This is a genomic window from Desulforhopalus singaporensis (genome assembly GCF_900104445.1).
Lineage (GTDB): Bacteria > Desulfobacterota > Desulfobulbia > Desulfobulbales > Desulfocapsaceae > Desulforhopalus_A > Desulforhopalus_A singaporensis.
In genome coordinates, this window is the sequence record NZ_FNJI01000013.1 from 1 (window position 1) to 20761 (window position 20761).

Genomic DNA, 20761 nt, shown 5'->3' on the forward strand with positions numbered 1-20761 from the left:
TACCGCTTCAAGTGCATCAAGCTGTTCCTGGCTGAGACCGCCGCCACCGCCACCGCCGATGTCTCCGCAAAGCGCCTCGCAGGCGTCTTTTGCTGCCAGATCATGCTCGTGGCATTCTCTCTGGTCCCCCGCATCCTGGGATGCGATCGCGCAGAGCCTGTCAACATCCGGCGGACACTCGCTACAGGACCTTATGGTGTAGAACTCGTTGGAATGAATGACGCCTGCTGATCCCGTACCCGCTCCAGGAATCAGATATGCGAGTATGGCCGTAAGAATTACCGCCGGATAGCTGCGAAAAGTTTTCATGGCGCCCTCCTTGTCAACACACTTAATAGTGCAGGTATTTGCTAGGTACACCTGTACCCTAACAAACAAAAATGATAAGCGTGGTAAGGAAATGGTAAATAAATGTTTGCTATATCAATGCGATACAGAATGTTCTTGCTACAAGAGCGGTTAAAACACAACAGCTTTTGTTGTTTTAATCAGGCTGCTGCAATAGGGAGCTCAGCTATGGTCCGGTCAGGGGCTGTTCTGTGTTGCGCGATATGGGGTGCGGCGGGGGGTGTCTTTTTCCTGGAGGGGGCGCCTGTTAAATATGGGGTGTCCAATCAGTGATTTCGATTCTTTTGTTGACAAATACAAATAACTTTCTCAGAATCGTGGTCTTATGAAAAAATAACTTCAAATCGAACCAACTCCGAAGTCAGCTTCGCGGTTATAGTAGGAAGGAGGAAGGTATCTTGGAAGAATTTGTGACGTTAAACTACAAGGGAAAGGAATTCTCGCTTCCCCTGATCACAGGGTCAGAAGGAGAGAAGGCTGTTGATATTTCCAGATTACGGGCCGAGACCGGGCTTATCACTCTTGATGTCGGGTATGCCAATACCGGCAGCTGTCAGAGTGCCATAACGTTCATGGACGGAGAGAAGGGTATCCTCCGCTATCGCGGAATCCCGGTGGAGCAACTGGCTGAAAAGTCGACTTTTAAGGAGACCGCATACCTTCTTATCAACGGAAGGTTGCCGAACAGGGATGAGCTGACCAGATTCTCGGTGATGCTCAACGACAACAGCCTTGTTCATACCGATTTAAAGGTGTTTTTCCAGAATTTCCCCCGGGCCTCGCATCCCATGGGAATCCTGTCGTCGATGGTAAATGCGCTGAGGAGCTTTTATCCGTCGCTCAACGATACCCACGAAGAGGAAATCAATATAACAATGACGAGGCTGCTGGCGAAGGTCCGCACCATGGCGGCGATGTCTTACAAGATCTCCAGGGGGCATGAGCTGGTTTTCCCCCGGCCCGATCTCACCTATTGCGAGAATTTCCTCAATATGATGTTTGACACCCCGGTGACGCCGTATGAAATAAAGAGGGAGGCGGTCAATGCGCTGCGGGTGTTCTGGATTCTCCACGCCGATCATGAGCAGAATTGTTCCACTTCGTCGGTGCGCATGGTCGGCAGTGCCCGGGTGAATCTGTATGCCGCCATCTCGTCAGGCATAGCCGCTTTATGGGGACCGCTGCACGGAGGTGCCAATCAGGCGGTCATTGAAATGCTCGAAACGATCCAGAAGGAAGGCGGGAATTTCAAGAATGCGATCGACAGGGCCAAGGACAAAAACGATCCGTTCAGGCTGATGGGATTCGGACACCGGATCTACAAGACTTACGATCCGCGGGCCAAGATCATGAAGAAGATGTGCGATGAGCTTCTTGAGGCGCTGCAGATAACCGATCCCCTGCTCGATATAGCGAGAGAGCTTGAAGAGGTCGCGCTCAACGATTCTTATTTTGTCGATCACAACCTCTATCCCAATATCGACTTTTACAGCGGTATCGTGTTGCGGGCCATCGGCATTCCAACCAATATGTTTACGGTGATGTTTGCCATCGGCCGTCTGCCGGGGTGGATTGCCCAGTGGAAGGAAAGCATGGACGATCCCAAATGGAAGCTGAGCCGGCCGCGCCAGGTCTATGTGGGCAATACCGAATATGATTATGTGCCCATACATGCGCGTTAAACGGTGGATATGACAGCGGCAGCCGTGTAACCGGTGAAAATCGAGCCGTGAGAGTGGTTCGTTTTTCGGCTGCGTGAAGTCCAGAAGGGCCGCCCTGGTGAGGGCGGTCCTTTTTTCGTAACGAAGCCTGTCTGGTGACCAGGAGGTATCATTTGCCGGATATGGCGCCAGGTGAAGCCTGGGGCTGATATTTCTGGTGGTTTTTCAGGTAGAGTGGGAACGCCGAAAGGCGGCAGAGAGTAAGTTTGGTGGAGAGGGCAGGGCAATTGGGCGACTGGATTTTTTCTTTGATCCCCGGGATAGGTGTTGAGCAGCTGCTGATCATCTGGGCGGGCATTATCTTTGCGGGACTGCTCCGCGCGTTTACCGGGTTCGGATTTGCTCTTGCCGCCGTTCCGGTTCTGGCGCTGGTTCTCACGCCGGTCCAGACGGTCGTTCTTACCGCCGCTCTGAGTCTGGGGATAGGGGTCGTCACCCTTTTTGTCTACTGGCGCTATGTTCCCCGCAGCACCCTCGCATGGCTGCTCTTCTTCTCCCTTGTCGGTACCTACCTGGGGAGCTTGCTGCTGGTAGCGTTTACGCCGCAGGATTTTCAGCTCTGGATAGGTTTGTCGGTTATTTTGGCCTCGATCCTGCTCGGTCTGGTAAAACCTGGTAAAGCCAAAACAGCCGGAGGGAAGAGCAAGACGGGCAGCTTTGTCAGGGGTGTCGCCGGGCTGTTTTCCGGCGTCATGAACGGCGCTTTCGCCATTCCCGGCCCACCGGTCATTGTCTATGTTATGGCCACGGAGGCTGACCCGAATCGGTCCCGCAGCCTCATGATTGCGTTCTGGACCTTGTCATCGGCGCTTGCCCTGTGCATTTACGGGGGACAGGGATTGGTGGGATTCCAGGCGTTGTGGCTGTTTGTCCTCTCTTTTCCCGCGATGGTGGTGGGCGACAAGCTGGGATACAGCCTGTTTAAGAGATACGGTTCGTCCTTTTATCGACGCGTTTCTCTTGCAACCCTGGTTGCCATAGGGGTTGTCTCCCTCGGCAGGGCGTGTCTGTCTTGACCCTTTTGAAGGCCTGTTTGAAAACCTGGGACTTGCACTTTGCGGACGGTTATGGGAAAAAAGTAGTATAGTGTTCTATTTGTGTCGCTTTACTGCACTATTCTGTTGACATTGTAAGATGTTTTTCTTAAATAGGGCACCTTTCTTTTTTACATGATATTACTGATTTTTTTGTTGAGCGTAACGGGTGATGAACTGGACACTGGAAAAAGCTGCTGATCTGTACAACATCGACAAGTGGGGCGCCGAATACTTCTCTATTGACGCCAAGGGCGACGTGGTGGTGTCGCCCAAGGGAAGCGAGGCAGGTCCATCGATTAGTCTTCTGGAAGTTATCAAGGAGGTGGAGGCGCGGGGCCATTCTATGCCTGTTCTTCTGCGGATTGAAAATATCCTTGGTTCCCAGATAAGATTGCTCAATGAAACATTTCGCAGCGTTATCACGCAATACGACTATAAAGGCGAATATAAGGGCGTTTTCCCTGTCAAGGTGAATCAGCAGGAACATGTGGTCGAGGCTGTGGCTGAGTTCGGCGCGGAGTTCAATCACGGCCTGGAAGCGGGATCAAAATCGGAGCTGATAGCCGCAATCTCCATGCTGGGCAATCGCGACGCCTTCATTATCTGCAACGGCTACAAGGATGAGGAGTTTATAGATCTTGGCCTTTATGCGGTGCGGATGGGCTACCAGATTTTTTTCGTGGTGGAGGTTCCCGGCGAAATCGATCTTTTGATCGAAAGAGCCAAGTATCACGATGTCATGCCTTCCATAGGACTGCGGATCAAGCTCGCAACCCAGGCCGAGGGCAAATGGTCCGAATCCGGCGGGGAATCGAGCGTGTTCGGGCTTACCATGAGTCATGTGGTCGAGGTTATAGACCGGCTGCTTGAAGAGGAAATGCTCGATTCGCTCAAGCTGCTCCATTATCATATCGGCTCCCAGATCCCCGATATCAGCGATATTCGCGCAGGTGCCATGGAAGCCTGTCGGCTCTACGAAGAACTTGTAAAGGAAGGGGCGCCGATGGGGTACCTGGATCTCGGAGGTGGACTGGCAGTTGACTACGATGGCTCCAACACCAACAGCCAGTCGAGCCGCAATTACACCATGGTGGAATATTGCTCCGACATTGTCGAGTCGATCAGTACCGTTCTCGACAAGCATGACATCCCCCACCCGACCATCATCACCGAATCCGGCCGTGCGATTGTGGCCTACTCCTCGGTGTTGCTCTTTAATATTCTTGATGTGAGCGCTTTCGAGCCGTCGGAGCTCCCTAAAAGGATACCGGAAACGCAGAACGATTTGCTGGAAAATCTGATGTTGACCTACACCATGGTCTCGGAGAAAAATATCCAGGAAACCTGCAACGATACACTCTTTTACCGAACCCAGGCACGGCAGCTGTTCAAGCACGGTCAGATCTCGATTCGCCAGCGGGCCATCGCTGAGAGCCTGGTGCAGCACATCTTTATCAAGATCAGGGAGATATCGAAGACAATGCCGCATATTCCCCGGGATGCCCAGGAAATAATAAAACTTGTCTACGATATCTATTACGGCAACTTCAGTCTCTTTCAGTCGCTCCCCGACGTCTGGGCCATAGACCAGCTCATGCCGACGATGCCGATTCACAGGCTCGGCGAGGAGCCGACCCGTCCGGCAATTATCTCTGATATCACGTGCGATTGCGATGGAAAAATAGACAAGTTCCCCGATATCGCTCAGCCCAAGAAAAGTATTCTGCTTCATCCCTTGAAAGAGGATGAGGAATATTATCTGGGAGTATTTCTGGTGGGGGCCTATCAGGAGACGCTGGGAGATCTGCATAATCTCTTCGGTGACACCAATGTCGTTTCGATTCATGTCAACGATGACGGGTCCTATAATTTTTCAAAAGAGATCGAGGGAGACTCCGTAGAGGACGTCCTCTCATATGTGGAATATGACTTGAAAGCCGTCAGGTCAAGGCTGAAAGCACTGGCCGAGGATTCCATCAAGAAGGGATATATCAAGCCACGGGAGCGTAAAACGATTCTTCGAGCGTTTGAAGAAGGATTACGCGGCTATACCTATTTCGAAAAAGAGTAGCACCGGATGCTTACTCGGATCATTACCTAAGAGGAGAATGTCATGTCACGGATATTGATTATTGGCGCCGGAGGAGTCGGCAACGTTGTGGCGAAAAAATGTGCCATGCACAGCGAGCTGTTCACTGATATCTGGATTGCGAGCAGGACGCTGGCAAAATGTGATGTGATCAAAAAAGAGGTAAAGGAGCTTTGCGGGGTTGACCTGACTACCGCCCGGGTTGATGCCGACAATGTACCCGAACTTGTCGACCTGATACAAAAATGTCAGCCGAAACTGGTGATCAACGTCGCCCTGCCGTATCAGGACCTGACCATCATGGATGCCTGTCTGGAGTGTGGGGTTCATTACCTCGATACGGCCAACTACGAGCCTGAAGACACCGCTCACTTTGAATACAGCTGGCAGTGGGCGTATCAGGAGAAATTCAGGGAAAAGGGATTGATGGCCCTGCTCGGATGCGGTTTTGATCCGGGGGTTACCAATATTTTCTGCGCCTATGCCCAGAAGCATCTCTTCGATGCCATCGAAACCATCGACATCCTCGACTGTAACGCCGGGGATCACGGACACCCGTTTGCGACCAACTTCAACCCCGAGATCAACATCCGTGAAGTAACCCAGGTTGTGCGCCACTACAAGGATGGAGAATGGGTTGAAACTCCCCCGATTCTTGAAGACGACTGCGTCCATTTCAGTTTCGACTACCCGGTGGCCGGTCCCCGGGAAAGTTATCTGCTCTACCATGAAGAGATGGAGTCGCTGGCCAAGCATATCAAAGGGTTGAAAAGGATCCGCTTCTGGATGACTTTCGGCCAGCCCTATCTTACCCATCTCAAGGTGCTGGAAAACGTGGGTATGACACGTATCGACGAGGTGGACTTTGAGGGCAACAAGATCGTACCGATCCGTTTCCTCAAGGCGCTGCTCCCCGATCCGGGATCGCTGGGCAGCAACTATACCGGCAAGACAGTCATCGGCTGTGTCATCAGGGGAGACAAAGACAACAAGCCGCAAAGCAAATATATCTATAATATCTGCGACCACACCGAAGCGTTTGGCGAGGTTCAGTCCCAGGCCGTTTCCTATACCACCGGAGTGCCGGCGATGATCGGCGCGATGATGATGGTTACCGGCACCTGGTCGGGGGCGGGGGTCTTCAACGTTGAACAGCTTGATCCCGATCCCTTTATGGAGCAACTGAATAAAAACGGTCTGCCCTGGCAGATTACCGATTTCACTGGGCAGTTGCCCGAGTAACATGAGCAATGCAGCTGTGGATTCCTTGACCAGAAAAGATTTTCCCCAGGCGATTATCGACCAGGTCGAGACCCCGTGTTACCTGATAAGTGAAGACGTTGTCCGGCGCAACTGTGAGCTGCTTGATGAAGTGAGCCGGCGTACCGGGGCGGAGATATTGCTGGCACTGAAAGCCTTTGCTCTTCCCGCCCTGTTTCCGCTTATCTCCGGATATCTTTCCGGAGTCTGCGCCAGCGGGCCGATAGAAGCGCAGCTGGGGGCCGAAGAATTCGGGGGTCAGGTACACACCTACGCCCCGGCTTTCAGCGGCGACCAGATGAAACGGGTGGTGCACTATTCCGACTATGTGATCTTCAACTCCATCTCCCAGCTCAACACTCACCTGGATGCGGTAAGCAGTGGTCAGCGCAACAGCGGCCTGAAGGTCGGGCTCCGTGTGAATCCGGGGTATGCCGAGGTGGAAGTCGATCTTTACAATCCCTGTCTTCCCGGTTCAAGGTTCGGGCTGTTGCCCCACCATCTTGAGGGTGTCGATCTCTCCCGGGTTTCGGGACTGCATTTTCACGCTCTTTGCGAGCAGAACGCCGATGTGCTGTGCCGGGTTCTGGCCGCCTTTGAGGAGCGGTTCGGCAAATATCTCAGCAGGATGGAGTGGGTCAATTTCGGGGGTGGCCACCATATAACCAGGAGCGACTACGATGTCGATCTGCTGTGCCGGACAATTACCGACTTTCGCAAGCGGCACGGCCAGATCAAGGTTTTCCTGGAGCCGGGCGAGGCGGTGGTGCTCAACGCCGGCGTCTTTGTCACCTCGGTGCTCGATCTTATTGACAACGGCATTGAAATCGCTGTCGTCGATTCATCGGCGGAAACACATCTGCCCGACGTCCTCGGCATGCCCTACAGGCCCCATGCCGTGGGCAGCGGTGACAGCGGTGAGTATCCTTATAATTATCGTCTCGGCGGAATCTCGTGTCTTGCCGGCGATATAATAGGGGACTATTCCTTTTCAACCCCCCTGCAAACAGGGAGCAGGCTGGTGCTTACCGATATGGCGCTCTATTCCTTCGTGAAGAACACCACTTTCAACGGGGTCGAACTGCCGCGCATCTACACTTTTTCCGGGCAAAAAGGGCGTCCGGTATGCGTGAAAAGTTTCGGCTATGGCGACTATAAGAGCAGGCTCGGATGATTATGGCTGACAGGTATTGTAATTTTCACGGAGAAGATGTCCCCGGATCTCCCGCGGAAGAGGCATTTTTCCACGTAATTCCGGTTCCTCTTGAACGCTCTGTCTCCTATGGAGAGGGTACCGCAAAAGGGCCCGCCGCACTGCTTGAGGCATCGGCCCAGCTTGAGACCCTCGCCTTGGGCGTGGTGCCTTCGGAGCATGGCATCTATACCGCGGCGCCGGTTGACTGCGGTGGCCCCGTAGAAGAAGTACTGCAGGGGATAAAAGCGCGGGTTGCCCATGCTCTGTCGGTCGGGGCGGTTCCTGTGGTCTTGGGCGGAGAGCATACCGTTACCTGCGGCGCTGTTGATGCGCTGGTGGAGCACGGCGGCGATTTCGGAGTGATACAGTTCGATGCCCACGCCGATCTCAGGGATCAATATGAGGGGTCGCGGTTCAGCCATGCCTGCGTGATGCGCAGGATTTGCGAACAAAACGTAGCCATTTATCAACTGGGAACCCGCAGCTACTCTGTTGAGGAAAAAGAGTATCGAACTTCCCGCCAAATAGCTTATAAAGACAGCGAGACACTGTGGCGTGACGGGGGCCGGCTGGATCTGCCGCAGGATTTTCCCGAACGGGTCTATATAACCTTTGATCTGGACGCTTTTGATTCGTCACTTCTTCCGGCGACCGGAACTCCGGTTCCCGGCGGGCTGAACTGGTTTCAGGCGATGCAACTGATCGAGGAGATTATGCGCCGGAGAGTGTGCATCGGGTTCGATGTGGTGGAGCTCGCCCCCATGGCAGGGGTGCACGCCCCGACCTTCACCGCTGCCCAGCTTACCTACAACATGATGGCCTGTCTGGTGAAAAGCGAGTTGAACCGCGGTCACTATTTCGGCTGAAATACGGCCGGAAAAAGAGGTAGCTGAAAAAAGTATAACGGCCAACCCGCACTGGTGCGGGTTGGCCGTTATACTTTGGGATTTAGTTGCCGGGCCAACATCTTACCCGGGAAAAATTCCGGTAAGGCTGGCCCGGCCCCCGGTTTTTCGCGAAAAACCGGGGTGGGTGCCGTCAATAGTTGCTGTCGGCATAGCCTACCCATCCGCCCGCTTCGACAAGGGCCCTGTCAAACCCGGAGATGGTAAAGGGGACACTCTCCTGTTCCCCGTCTGCGCTAAAGTGGAAAACGTTTTTTTCCAGATCAGTGGTGAGGCTGGTCTGCTTGCCCGCAAATTTTGCAAACAGTTGGTCGATAACGGCGGGTTCCAGCTGTACCGCCATCATCCCGCAGTTGAACATGTTCTGCTTGAAGATCCTGGCGAAGTTCTCGGCGATGACGATATTGAAATCGTTGACCTCCAGCGCCCATGGCGCATGTTCCCTGGAGGAGCCGCAGCCGAAGTTTGCCCGGGTCACGATTACCGTGTGTTTCGGTACATCCTCCCGCGGGTTGAAACCTTCAAGGGAGAGATCGTCGAGCAGATAAGACTTCAGGGCCTCCTTGGTGATCTCGGTGAGGTACCTGGCGGGGATAATTTCATCGGTGTTGATATCCGATCGGTCAAGAAAAAGTACTTTGCCGTTGAAAGATTTCATGAGTTGCCCCCTTGCTGGTAAATATCTGAGTTGGTGATGTAACCGGTAATGGCGGTGGCCGCAGCGGAAGCCGGGCTCATGAGGTGGACGGTTCCGCCTTTGCCCATGCGGCCGTTGAAGTTCCGGTTGGTGGTCGAGGCGCACACCTCTCCTTCGGCAAGAACTCCGTTGCTCATCCCAAGACAGGCGCCGCATGTCGGATTTGTCACACAGAAGCCTGCGTCCATGAAAATCTTGATGATACCTTCGTCAAGGGCGTTGTTGTAGATTGCCGGGGACGCCGGGGAGACGATGCCGCGGACCCAGTCTTTGATTTTCTTGCCCTTGAGAACGGATGCCGCAACCCTGAGGTCTTCGATTCGTCCATTGGTGCAGGAGCCGATATAGACCTGGTCTACCCTGGTGTCGGACATCTCGCTCACCGGCTTGATCTGGTCGGGCTTGAAACCGAAGGTTGCCACCGGGACAAGTTCGTCGCCGTTGATCGTTATGGTTTCGGCGTAGGTTGCATCCGGGTCCGCGCAATATTGCTGATATGCCTTCAGGGCGTCTTCGCGGGAGCTGAATTCGTCACTGATAAACGGCCACAGGTATTCAACAGTTGTCATGTCCGGGGCACAGATGCCACAGGTTCCTCCGGCTTCAATGGCCATGTTGCAAAGCGTCATGCGCTCTTCCATGGACATGTTGTCAACCACCTCGCCACAGAACTCTATGACTTTGTTGGTCGCGCCGTTTACCCCGAGCTTGCCGATAATGGTCAGAATGGTGTCTTTGGCAAAGACCCCTTCGGGCAGCGATCCTCTGATCTCGATTTTGATCGATTCCGGGTAATGGAAGGCGCAGACGCCTTTTAAGATGCCGACTTCAAGGTCGGTCGTTCCCACTCCTGCGGCGAACGCGCCGAAGGCGCCGTGGGTGCAGGTATGGGAGTCTCCCATGATGACGGTGTAGCCTGGACGTACAAAGCCTTTTTCCGGGAAAATGGCATGACATACTCCGTTTCGCCCGATGTCAAAAAAATCTTTTATCCCGTGGCGATTGGCCCAGTCCCTGAGGATCTTCCCCTGGGTCGCCGTTTTGGAGTCCTTGGCCGGGGTGACGTGGTCGATTACCGCCTTGATTTTTGCAGGATCGAAAACCCGGTCGAGACCCCGTTCAACCAGATCGTTGATTGCCACCGGGGTGGTTATTTCATGACAGAAAACTGCGTCGAGCCGTATTACGTGGATATCGCCAAACGGGTTGTCCACGCGGTGGGATGCGAATATTTTTTCCGCAATATTTTTTCCCATAGTATCCTCCTGATTTCTTGGTGAATGGAGCTTGGTGTTATCAGTGGTCAAATGTTTTGCCGTGTAAGGTTCAGGGTCAGTGACGAAAAAGATTTCTGGGGGGACTGATGACCCAGATAGCCTGTAATAGTGTGGAGCCTGTGTTCTTCAGAAGATGCGGCATGTCCGAAGGAAAATAGACGGAGTCTCCGGCAGCAAGAAAATATTGTTCATGCCCGTACAGCAGCTCGGCAGATCCTTCGAGGATAATGCCGAACTCCATGCCGGCATGCCCGTACTGCCGGTCGCCTTTTTCTCCGCCGGGGTCGATCTCCAGCAGGAATACTTCGATTGCCGAATCCCTGACCGCGCCGTCATTTACCGAAAGCTGGTGAAAGGCGACTTTGTCGCGGCGGATGGTTCCTCGCTTGAGTTTCCGCACGATAGAGACTTTTCTCTTCTGCCGGTAGTCGTTGAAAAGATACTCGTAGTCAACGTCGAGAATATCGGCAATGAGTAGCAAGGTGTCAATGGATGGCGAAACTTTATTTCGTTCTATCTGGGACACCAGGCTTTCGCTCACCTCGGCTCTGGTGGCGACATCTTTAAGCGTGTAGCCTTTACGCTCCCGTACTTCGCGGAGCTTGTGACCGAATTTGTAGCGCATTTTCCCTTTCATATTACTTCATCTCCTGAAGTATGCATAAAAAACACAGGCGGGGTTTTGTCAACTGTTTTTTTTCGCATGGAAAAAATTCCACCTGATTTTTGCGCTGCAGGATCGCTCAGCTTCCTTCCTGATACCTCTTTTGAGGAGAATATTTTATATGCGTTGCGGTTTTGGTGTTGCAACGTCAGGGAATTTCGGGATAATGAGTGTTCTGTGGAGAAACGGCTCAGCGGGCGTTGGAAGTGGTGTTTGCCGGTGCTACTCCCGGTGGTTTTTTTTCTGGTGGCGGGTGCTGGTTCTTGTGCGCCTGTGGTTGAGCAGATGCTTCTGGGCACGCCTGGTAAAGAAAATCGAGAGAAGCTTGAGGCTTACCAGGTAGACCAAAAGGCCCAGGATGGTGCCGAGCACAATGGAGCCCAGCAGCAGGGGCAGCAGTATCTCACGGCTCATCTGCACCACCGCCATGAACTGTTCCTTTATGTTCCAGAACTCCAGTCGTGCCATGGTGCGGCCAATATCGATAAAGAGACCGGATACCTCGGAAAGCGGGGGGCCGCTGAGAAACTTGAGGCCGAGCCAGTAGTTGAACGTATAGATCGGGGCGATGGTGATCGGGTTGGTGATCCATACCGGTATAAGAGAGGCGGCCCTGTTTACGTTGAGCATTGTGGCAAGGATAACCACCAGGATGAGCTGGATGCCCACAGTGGGGGTGAACGCGACAAACATCCCGACCCCAAGGCCGCCTGCAATGGCCCTCGGGGAGCTGCGGAGTTTGAGTACCCACCGCAAGACAGGGCGGGTGCGCATGAGCAGATTACGCCTGTGTTTTTTGGGAGGCGGAGGTTGTTGCGTATTTCTTGACAAGGCGCAGCTCTTCGGTGAACAATTAGTGTTTTGCGACGTTTCCCGGTTTTTTGCAGAATCTAATACAAGTATACCAAAGGTTCTGCAAACATTAAATTGATTGTGTCACCGATTTTGTTTTGTGCGCGAAATAGGGGTGGTACACGGCAACAAATAGAGCAAATTGCCAACGGAAACCATCGTTTTTGCTTCGTTCGGGCAACTTCAGACAACAATATGGTTATGGACAGTTTTTCTACTACAGCGGATTCAGGTTCTTCTCACTTTTTCCATCCCCAAAAAACGTCGTGGCTCGGTGCTGTGCGGCGAGAGTGCCTGGAAACTCTTGAGCGGGAGATAGCTGCGGCCAACGGCCTGCAGCTGTTGGTCGGCGGGGAAGGAGTCGGCAAGACTTTCCTGGTGGGGCAGCTGCGTGAAAAACTGGACGACACCATCGTGTTTTGCCGGCTCAGTCGACTGCAGGGTGAACTTCTAGATCTTTATAACGAGATCGGCGAGGGGCTCGGCCTTGGCGGGGAATACACTTCACGGGTGCAGTTTCTGCTCGATTTTACCCTTTTCCTGCGCCGGGCCGCCGACCAGGGGAGGAAGGTGCTGCTGGTTGTCGACGACGGCCATACGGCCGGGCCTCCAATGTTTGAGTTGCTCCGGTCGTTATCAAATGTCACCAAAGACGGCGGCAGGATTATCGGTCTCCTGCTGGTCGGCCGTCCCGAACTGGAAGAGATGATTGACCTCCCCGAAAACCGCGCGTTGCGGAGGCGGTTTGCCGCAAGGATTGCAGTTGCCCCCTTGGACAAGGCGGAAACCGGGCAGTATCTTTGTTGCCGGCTTAAACAGGAGTGGGATGTCGAGGCCCGGATCAGCGACGGCGCCCTTGTTTTTATCCACCGCTGGGGCGGCGGCATTTTTAGTGAAATAGATGAGCTTTGTGCCCTGATCGCAGGGCGATGCACGGTCCAGGGCGAGGTGCTGATCGATGAAAAACTGATGCGCAGCTGTCTGGCCAAAGACAGTGGCGACAGGAATACAGCCCAAGAAAAAGGAGCAAAAGACGGGTCGACCGCAAGCGATGCAGCGGCCGGGGGAACATGGAAAAAATACCGCACGGTGGCTGCCGCCGCACTCCTGTTGTTTGTCCTGGCCTTGCTCTATGCTGTACCGGGAACGAAAAAAAAGGAGGAAATGGCAGCGGTTGAACTTTTGCCGGTAAAGGCGCAGCAGGAAGAACCAACACCTGGAGAAGGCGGGGCGGGGTCGGAAGAGGCAGCCGGTCTTTCGGCTGATTCCGCGGAGGGTGGCCCGGAACAGGTCGTGGCGCAGGTAAGTGACCAGTCGCAGGTTTTACAAGAACCTGCGACTGGTCCGGTAACCACGATCGTCATCAGGGATCTTGAAGTCCGGTGATGGTCCTGAGGGTTGTCTCGATTTTTTTATAGTTTTGGTCAATATCGTGGGCCGAGCGTATGTGCACGGCTCCATTTGCGCCCAGTTTGGCGCGCAGCTCCGGCTGCAGGATCAGCTGCTCCATCTTGTCGGTGAAGGTGTCCGGCCGGCTCGCCGTTGCCAGAAGGCCTGTGTGGCCGTCGACCACCGCCTCCCCTCCGCCCCATTCCCTGAATGCGACCACGGGGAGACCGCACGACTGGGCTTCGAGGTAGACCATGCCGAGCGATTCCTCCACCCCTGGAAATGCAAAGAAGTCGGCTCCGCTATAGTAACGGTACAGTCGGTTGCGCTCTATTTTACCGCAGAAGATGCATCTTTCACCCAAGAGGCTGTTGGCAAGACGTTCAAGGGACGGTCTTGACTGGCCGTCTCCGACGACGATCAGTTTCAGGTTGTGACCTCTCTTTGCCAACAGCGAGGCTGACCTGATCACGGTTTCAAGCCCTTCTGTCTTGACCCCTGGCCGCATCATGGCGGCGGTCATGATGATTGTTTCGTCGCCGGTTTTCCACTGCTGGCGTGATGTGCGGTGCCACTCTTTTGAGAACTCGAACTGTTGGGGCCGGATGCCGGGCGCGATGTAGGTGAGCCTTTCTTTAGGGAGCAGTCTTGCCAGGTTGCGGTAGTCCCGGTGCTTGTTGGTGAATATATGGTCGGCGCCGAGGAGGACCCTCCGGTTGAGCAGGTAGCCCGGCAGGGTTGCCAGTTTTTTCCGTCTCTTGGTCGAATAGATGCCCTGAAAGATGACGTACGGGATGTCGAGCTTTCTGCTGCAGGCGAGCCCGAGGAGGTCGGGGCACTTGTAATAGCTGTGGTAGCTGAGCCAGATATCAAAGGATGGCGAGGTTGAACGGCTGGTTATGCGTCTTTTTTCCCGGATCAGCTTGAGCATGGCAAGCGGTCTGTAGTAGATCCAGCGGCAGCGGATCCGGCTGACGAGCAAGACGTGGTGGCCGCGGCTTTTCAGGTTGTCATGCAGTTCGGTTCCGATCACCAGGTCTCCGGAGGGAACGGGGTGTCCCAGCGGTTTAAACGGCATGTAGTAGGCGATTTTCATCGGCGTCCTCGGAGATATTATGGTTTGGAAAACAGGTTGCATCTATACCGGAAAACTAATAATCTTGCCCGAATATTTCATGGAGCTCTTTGTTCTGTCTTCCGGGAGGAAGGTGTTAGATTTATGTGTTTTCAGTATGTTAAGGTGTGCTTTCTGAAAAGGGGGAGGGGTGAGCAACGGCGGTGCAACACGGTTGGATATATTGATTTACGCCCATGACGGAAGAGGGCTCGGACACGCCAGCAGGTCGATAGCGATCGGGATGGCCCTGCGCAGTCTCTATCCAGCGCTGAGGGTGCTGTTTGTTTCCGGTTGCAGTTTTTCCCAGGAGCTGATCGGCACCTCCGGTCTGGACTGGCTCAAACTGCCGTCCTACAGGACTGAGGTGGTGGATGGAAAATCGCGGGGCATTCCCGGGTATTCCAATTTCGGTGACCACCAGCTGGGCGTCATTCGCTCGCGGACCATCGCCCATTATGTCGAAATCTACCGACCGAGGGTGGTTCTCGTGGACCACACACCCCAAGGCAAGCATCGCGAGCTTGTTCCGGCAATCGAGGACTCCTGGCGCAAATATGGGCCGGAGTCGGTGAAGTGGGTGCTCGGGGTTCGCGGGGTGGTCGGGGCGGTGCGCCAGGCCAGATCTGCACTTTCCGCCGAGCTGTTCAGGAAATATTATGACACTCTGTTGTGGTACGGGGACAGCGGCGTGCTGGGCCGGGACCATCTGGTGCAGCTGGAAAGACAGTATGGGGTCGCCCCCGTTGAGTGCGGCTATGTTTCCCGTCTTGCAGAACAGTTTCCCGGTAGCAGGGGGGTGAGCGGTACCGGAGAGAAATATGCCGGGACTGTGTCCGTTCCCTGGATTGGTGAAAAAAGTATCGGTTTCCTGCGCAATCTTGCCGAAGCCCTGAAAGGGTTGGGGACGTCTGTGGGGGTGTGGCGGCTTTTCGTCGGCGGCTTGGAGGAAGGAAGAGTGGGCCCGCAGGTTTCTGCTCTTTTCCAGGATATTGAAAACTGCCGGGTTGAGCCCCCTTCGGCACGCTATGTCCCTGCTTTGCTGCAGTCGAAAACCGCGTTGGTTTACGGCGGCTACAACAGTCTTATGGATGTAATCTATGCAGGAATCCCCTTTCTCGCCGTTCTTCGGGAAATGCAGGATGAAGAGCAGCGGATTCACGTTGGGTCAATTCTTCAGGCGGTGGGCGACAGGGGAAGTGTTCTGGGCGAATCCGAACTCAGCGTGGACAAAATTATGCGTCGGCTGTCGGCAAACTTACAGGCCGGCGGGGCGGCCGATCCCGGCATTGATCTTCAGGGAGCCCGGACGGCGGCAGCCCGCTTATACAGGATGGTGGTTGTCAAATAACGCAGCCGGCTGGTGAACCGAGAAGTTTTTGGGGATGAGGGCCACTGCTGCGCCAGACCGCGTTGACGCGACGTGTTGCGGGATAAGTAATTGCAAATAGCTCGCAACACTGGTAGACAGAGACTTTTATGATAATTAGCAAACGAGTCCTATTATGCCGGTATTAATAGACGGACATGTCCATGTCCATTCCAGTTTTTCGCTGAACCTGTTTCTTGAATCTGCCTGGAAAAATTTCAGCAGTGGTGCCGAGCGGTTGAAACTCTCCGGTGACTGCGTATACGTCCTCGCCCTGGCCGAGGGGCAACGGGCCGATGTGTTCGGGCAGATGAAAAAAATAGCGTCGGCTGACTCGGGTGGTTCAGATTATTCATCTGAGGCGGGGCGGGAGTTTGCGTTTTTTCGTACCAGGGAAGAGCAGAGTCTTGTCGCCCGGCGGGGGGAACAGGTCCTGGTTATTGTCGCCGGCAGGCAAATCCTGAGCAGGGAAGGGCTGGAGGTACTCTCCCTTGCATCCCTTTTCCGGGTGGACGATCACCTCCTGCCGCTTGCAGAACTGACCCAGACCGTGATTGACCGGGGGGGCGTGGCGGTGGTGCCGTGGGGAGTGGGTAAATGGTGGGGTAAAAGGGGACGTATCGTGGCCGAAACCCTTTCCCTGGACCGTCCGCTACTGTATGGCGGAGATAACGGCAACCGGCCGGCGTTCTGGCCCAGACCCAGGATTTTTCCCCGACCGCAACAGCCGGGAAAGAACATCTTGTCGGGCTCCGATCCGCTGCCGCTGACGGGCCACCAGGCGAGAGGCGGCTGCTTCGGTTCGGCGATAACAGACGGCTCGCTCTCTCTTGACTGTCCCGCAAAAGATCTGCGGACGCTGCTGGGGCGGGAAAAAAATCGGTTGATCGGATATGGCCGGGGAGCCTCTGTGGGTCGGTTTATTTCCGACCAGTTCCGGGTTAACCTGAAAAAGAGGCTTTCCCGGTAGCTGCCGGACGGACCTGTTTTACGGGGGTAAGCTTCCGGTAATAATCACTGAAAAAACAGTGCTGGTGAAAAATTCTCACGCCGGGCAGAGGGGGCACAAGCCTCCTGTTGCCGGTATAAAATGTTGCCGCGAATTCTGTAGGTTACCTGAACTTCGGCTGTGCAACGGTAAAATAGTTATTGGCGGATAAGACCATGGCTGAATTCCTCATTGTCGGCGGGGCCGGGTATATCGGGTCTCATATGTGTAAGTACCTGCACTCCAAGGGCCATACCCCTGTGGTTCTTGACAACCTGAGCTACGGTCACAGGCAGGCGGTCAAGTGGGGACCGTTTTACCAGGGGGGGCTTGCCGACAAAGAGCTGTTGTCGGTTATATTCGGCTCCCACGATATTCAGGCAGTGATGCATTTCGCCGCTTTCTGTTATGTCGGAGAGTCGGTGACAGATCCGCTCAAATATTACCGCAACAATGTCAGCGCTCCCCTTGACCTTCTTGAGTCGATGATCGAACACCGGGTGCTGAAGTTTATTTTCTCCTCCACCTGTGCCACCTACGGCGAGCCGACCAGCTTGCCGATTGACGAGAGTCATCCGCAAAATCCCATCAATCCTTATGGGCGAACGAAGCTGATGATGGAGAACATCCTCGACGATTTTGATGCGGCCTACGGCCTGAAGTCAGTATGCCTGAGGTATTTCAACGCTGCCGGTGCCGACCCCGAAGGGGAGCTGGGGGAAGATCATAACCCGGAAACCCACCTTATTCCGCTTGTTATTCGTTCCGCCCTGGACAAGGCGAGGAAGCTGACCGTATTCGGCGACGATTATCCCACCAAGGATGGGACCTGCGTGCGTGACTATATTCATATAATGGACCTTGCCCAGGCGCATTACCTGGCGATGCAGCATCTGCTCGATGGCGGAGACAGCAGGAAATACAATCTCGGCAACGGCAACGGTCACTCCATCCTTGATGTCATAAACACAGTTGCCAAGGCAGGGGGAGTGAAAATCGACTTCGCCTACGCCGACCGGAGGGCCGGTGACCCGGCAGCGCTTGTCGGTTCGTCGGATAAGGCCATGAACGAACTTGGCTGGAAGCCGGAATATGACGACCTCGAGACTATCATCGATACCGCGTGGAACTGGCACAAGTCTTACCCCCAGGGATATGACGGGGAGAATTCCTGAAACAATTCCTGAAACATGACCGGTGCAGTTCCGGAGGAGTTCAGACTTCACCGTGTTGCTGCCCGGTCACCCGTACGATCCCGGATGGTCCCTGCTGAATAAAACCTACCCGCTACTCCTTTGTCGCCAGAGCCTTGATCCCCGGCTTTTTGTCCGCCCAAAAAGGTTTCAGTTCTCCTTTTCCGGAAATTAAAAATTACATTTGTGTAATAAAAGCTTATTTTGTTATTGCAAAAATGTAGTAATATTTCATTTCTCGAGAAGTCGTTATTTGGGTGTATCCGGGATTACTCCCTGAAAATAATAGATATTCGCTGAATTTGTATTGTATGGCATGGCTCTTGTAATACTCAGGCCAGATGGTGCGATGGGCCCAACTTATAATTTTGTTTCGCTGTTTGCGAAACAGCGTCATACAAAACAAATGGAGGAAAACGTGAGCGAAAAACTAAAGTATCGAAAGTGTCTGGGAACAGGTGTCTTCTTGGCGGGGCTTGCCATTGCTGTACCCGCGATGGCGGAAGAACCTGGTGTGAAAAACAGTTTTATCGAACTGGCGTATTCGGTCGACACCTTTTATTTCTTGATGTCCGGAGCGCTGGTTATGTGGATGGCCGCCGGCTTTGCGATGCTTGAAGCCGGGCTGGTGCGAAGCAAAAATACGGTGGAGATACTGACCAAAAATATTGCACTCTATGCGGTGGCCTGTGTCATGTACATGCTGGTCGGCTACAACATAATGTATGGTGGAGGCCCCAACGGTTTTATTCCGGGGTTAAGTTTTCTGCTAGGGCTTGACAACACAGCAGAGGCGGTGCTGTCGAGCGGCGGCGATATCTACTACTCGTCGATGGCGGACTTCTTTTTCCAGGTTGTGTTCGTTGCCACGGCTATGTCGATTGTATCCGGCGCCGTGGCCGAAAGGATGAAGCTTTGGGCCTTTCTGATCTTTGCCGTGGTGATGACCGGATTCATCTATCCTGTTCAGGGGTATTGGAAGTGGGGCGGCGGTTTTTTAGACGCTCTTGGTTTTCTTGACTTTGCAGGTTCCGGAGTCGTTCATCTTTGCGGTGCTGCTGCGGCGTTTGCCGGGGTTCTGCTGCTCGGCCCCCGTACCGGCAAATATGTCGATGGCAAAATCAAGGCAATCCCGGGTGCCAACCTGCCTCTTGCGACACTTGGCACCTTCATTCTCTGGCTCGGCTGGTTTGGTTTCAACGGCGGCTCGGAGCTGAAGATCAGCAATATTGCCGAGGCCAACGCGGTCTCCCTGGTTTTCGTCAACACCAACGCCGCAGCGGCCGGTGGGCTGGTTGCCTCCCTGATTCTCTCCCAGATCTGGTTTGGCAAGGCCGATCTTACCATGGTGCTCAACGGGGCGCTTGCCGGTCTGGTGTCCATCACTGCCGAACCTCTTACGCCGACTCCCCTGATGGCAACCATAGTAGGAGTTGTCGGTGGATTGATAGTGGTTGGAGCAATTATCCTGATAGATAAAATGAAGATTGACGATCCGGTCGGCGCTATTTCGGTTCACGGGATCTGCGGCATCTGGGGCCTGATTGCGGTAGCCTTCACCAATCCGGAGGGCTCTCTTGCCGCGCAGCTTACAGGTGTTGTTGTCATCTTTGGCTGGGTTTTCTGTACCAGTTTCGTGTTGTGGATGGTTATCAAAAGTGTCCTGGGAATTCGCATCAGCGAAGAGGAAGAACTCGAAGGTGCCGATGTGACAGAGTGCGGGCTTGCAGCTTATCCGGAATTTACTAAAGAATAATTGGGAGGAATAGTCGTGAAAAAGATTGAAGCTATAATAAAACCTTTCAAGCTGGAGCCGGTGAAAGAGGCGTTGACGGCCCTTAATATAACCGGGATGACCGTCTCGGAGGTAAAAGGCTACGGCCGACAGAAAGGACATAAGGAAATGTATCGGGGAGCCGAGTACAATGTCGATTTTAATCCCAAGCTGAAAATAGAACTGATCCTGGCAGCCGAGCTGGTCGCTGAGGCGGTAGAGACAATACGCAGCGCGGCAAACAGCGGCAAGATCGGTGACGGCAAAATTTTTGTCCTGCCGGTTGAAGATGTCATGCGTGTCAGGACCGGAGAAAGAGGAATGGAAGCGGTATAAGAACGTTTGTTGAAAGGGTGATCCGATTGAAACAGTAGATCGTCGGATTATAGCCCGATTATAAATTAAAAAATCAAATTCCCCGTGCAGCCCTTGCGCACGGGGAATTTTTTTGTAAATAGTATGCAAATGATAATTATTCTTGACAATTGCTGTTGCTGTTAGGTATTTTGCACGGTAACGGTGCAAATTTTTCTGTTGTAATTGGGGTATATGTTTTGTAACAGGTGGCGTTGCGCGACATGACCAGGGGCAGCGTCTTTAACACAGCCGAGCGTTTCTATGGAATATGCGGGTTGCAGGTCAGCATGTCAGGGGGCGAGATGACTCACACTATTTCCCGGGTATATCGGTTTTACCTGGACGGGTTCAGGAAAATGACAGTGGGCAAGACGCTGTGGAAAATTATTTTCCTGAAGTTGCTGGTCATGTTTGCGGTGTTAAAGTTGTTCTTTTTCCCCAATTATCTGGGGTCTCATTTTTCAACTGATCAGCAAAGGGCCGATCATGTCATTGAACAATTGACAGGGTCTGTAACCAATTAATATTTCAG

At 53.7% G+C, this 20761-nt stretch carries 19 protein-coding genes; 13 read left to right on the forward strand and 6 right to left on the reverse strand.

Going from position 1 to position 20761, the window contains the following annotated elements; all coding sequences use genetic code 11:
* A partial coding sequence (locus BLQ17_RS10325; RefSeq protein WP_143005483.1) for a hypothetical protein occupies nucleotides 1-309 on the reverse strand: 309 nt, incomplete at its 3' end.
* Between the two features lie 437 nt (nucleotides 310-746).
* Here BLQ17_RS10325 and BLQ17_RS10335 point away from each other — a divergent pair.
* The 6 genes from BLQ17_RS10335 to speB all read left to right on the forward strand — a co-directional run bounded on the left by BLQ17_RS10335 (nucleotide 747) and on the right by speB (nucleotide 8516).
* Entirely contained in the window at nucleotides 747-2030 is a 1284-nt protein-coding gene (locus BLQ17_RS10335) for a citrate synthase (RefSeq protein WP_092222533.1), read from the forward strand.
* 248 nt (nucleotides 2031-2278) lie between these two features.
* A complete protein-coding gene (locus BLQ17_RS10340) occupies nucleotides 2279-3085 on the forward strand; it encodes a sulfite exporter TauE/SafE family protein (RefSeq protein WP_245695102.1) in 807 nt (268 codons plus the stop codon).
* A 190-nt stretch (nucleotides 3086-3275) separates the two neighbouring features.
* Nucleotides 3276-5177 carry a biosynthetic arginine decarboxylase gene (speA, locus tag BLQ17_RS10345; protein ID WP_092222536.1) on the forward strand — a complete coding sequence of 634 codons (1902 nt, stop codon included), beginning with the start codon at nucleotides 3276-3278 and terminating at the stop codon, nucleotides 5175-5177.
* A gap of 42 nt (nucleotides 5178-5219) precedes the next feature.
* The gene (locus tag BLQ17_RS10350) at nucleotides 5220-6437 is read left to right on the forward strand and encodes a saccharopine dehydrogenase family protein (RefSeq protein ID WP_092222538.1); all 1218 of its coding nucleotides are present in this window, start codon (nucleotides 5220-5222) and stop codon (nucleotides 6435-6437) included.
* Between the two features lies 1 nt (nucleotide 6438).
* Complete coding sequence (nspC, locus tag BLQ17_RS10355; RefSeq protein WP_092222540.1) at nucleotides 6439-7629, forward strand: carboxynorspermidine decarboxylase; 1191 nt, start codon at nucleotides 6439-6441, stop codon at nucleotides 7627-7629.
* Nucleotides 7626-8516 (forward strand): agmatinase, encoded by an 891-nt coding sequence (gene speB / locus BLQ17_RS10360; RefSeq protein WP_245695094.1) that lies wholly within the window; start codon nucleotides 7626-7628, stop codon nucleotides 8514-8516. Before nspC ends, speB begins: the two co-directional genes overlap by 4 nt.
* A 172-nt stretch (nucleotides 8517-8688) precedes the next feature.
* Here speB and BLQ17_RS10365 read toward each other — a convergent pair whose 3' ends face one another.
* From BLQ17_RS10365 to BLQ17_RS10380, 4 genes are all read right to left on the reverse strand, one after another.
* Complete coding sequence (locus BLQ17_RS10365; RefSeq protein WP_092222543.1) at nucleotides 8689-9213, reverse strand: 3-isopropylmalate dehydratase small subunit; 525 nt, start codon at nucleotides 9211-9213, stop codon at nucleotides 8689-8691.
* The gene (locus BLQ17_RS10370) at nucleotides 9210-10508 is read right to left on the reverse strand and encodes a 3-isopropylmalate dehydratase large subunit (protein WP_092222546.1); all 1299 of its coding nucleotides are present in this window, start codon (nucleotides 10506-10508) and stop codon (nucleotides 9210-9212) included. Before BLQ17_RS10370 ends, BLQ17_RS10365 begins: the two co-directional genes overlap by 4 nt.
* A 76-nt stretch (nucleotides 10509-10584) precedes the next feature.
* A complete protein-coding gene (locus BLQ17_RS10375) occupies nucleotides 10585-11166 on the reverse strand; it encodes a helix-turn-helix domain-containing protein (protein ID WP_218121758.1) in 582 nt (193 codons plus the stop codon).
* Between the two features lie 249 nt (nucleotides 11167-11415).
* Nucleotides 11416-11967: a DUF2062 domain-containing protein gene (locus tag BLQ17_RS10380; RefSeq protein WP_092222548.1), complete on the reverse strand. Its 552-nt coding sequence runs from the start codon at nucleotides 11965-11967 to the stop codon at nucleotides 11416-11418.
* A 279-nt stretch (nucleotides 11968-12246) separates the two neighbouring features.
* Here BLQ17_RS10380 and BLQ17_RS10385 point away from each other — a divergent pair, with 279 nt between their 5' ends.
* Nucleotides 12247-13431 (forward strand): ExeA family protein, encoded by a 1185-nt coding sequence (locus tag BLQ17_RS10385; RefSeq protein ID WP_176761175.1) that lies wholly within the window; start codon nucleotides 12247-12249, stop codon nucleotides 13429-13431.
* Here the strand turns inward: BLQ17_RS10385 and BLQ17_RS10390 are convergent.
* A complete protein-coding gene (locus BLQ17_RS10390; protein ID WP_092222552.1) occupies nucleotides 13409-14530 on the reverse strand; it encodes a glycosyltransferase family 4 protein in 1122 nt (373 codons plus the stop codon). The two genes, BLQ17_RS10385 and BLQ17_RS10390, sit on opposite strands and share 23 nt — an antisense overlap.
* Before the next feature lie 169 nt (nucleotides 14531-14699).
* Between BLQ17_RS10390 and BLQ17_RS10395 the strand changes: the two genes are divergently transcribed.
* The 6 genes from BLQ17_RS10395 to BLQ17_RS10420 all read left to right on the forward strand — a co-directional run bounded on the left by BLQ17_RS10395 (nucleotide 14700) and on the right by BLQ17_RS10420 (nucleotide 20753).
* Nucleotides 14700-15899 (forward strand): hypothetical protein, encoded by a 1200-nt coding sequence (locus BLQ17_RS10395; RefSeq protein ID WP_092222553.1) that lies wholly within the window; start codon nucleotides 14700-14702, stop codon nucleotides 15897-15899.
* Nucleotides 15900-16053: 154 nt separating this feature from the next.
* Complete coding sequence (locus tag BLQ17_RS10400; protein WP_092222554.1) at nucleotides 16054-16887, forward strand: hypothetical protein; 834 nt, start codon at nucleotides 16054-16056, stop codon at nucleotides 16885-16887.
* A 194-nt stretch (nucleotides 16888-17081) separates the two neighbouring features.
* Nucleotides 17082-18080 carry a UDP-glucose 4-epimerase GalE gene (gene galE, locus BLQ17_RS10405; protein ID WP_092222558.1) on the forward strand — a complete coding sequence of 333 codons (999 nt, stop codon included), beginning with the start codon at nucleotides 17082-17084 and terminating at the stop codon, nucleotides 18078-18080.
* 514 nt (nucleotides 18081-18594) lie between these two features.
* Complete coding sequence (locus BLQ17_RS10410) at nucleotides 18595-19854, forward strand: ammonium transporter (protein WP_342674181.1); 1260 nt, start codon at nucleotides 18595-18597, stop codon at nucleotides 19852-19854.
* Between the two features lie 15 nt (nucleotides 19855-19869).
* Nucleotides 19870-20208 carry a P-II family nitrogen regulator gene (locus tag BLQ17_RS10415; protein WP_092222560.1) on the forward strand — a complete coding sequence of 113 codons (339 nt, stop codon included), beginning with the start codon at nucleotides 19870-19872 and terminating at the stop codon, nucleotides 20206-20208.
* A 323-nt stretch (nucleotides 20209-20531) separates the two neighbouring features.
* Nucleotides 20532-20753 carry a DUF4492 domain-containing protein gene (locus BLQ17_RS10420; RefSeq protein WP_092222704.1) on the forward strand — a complete coding sequence of 74 codons (222 nt, stop codon included), beginning with the start codon at nucleotides 20532-20534 and terminating at the stop codon, nucleotides 20751-20753.
* Nucleotides 20754-20761: the final 8 nt, after the last annotated feature.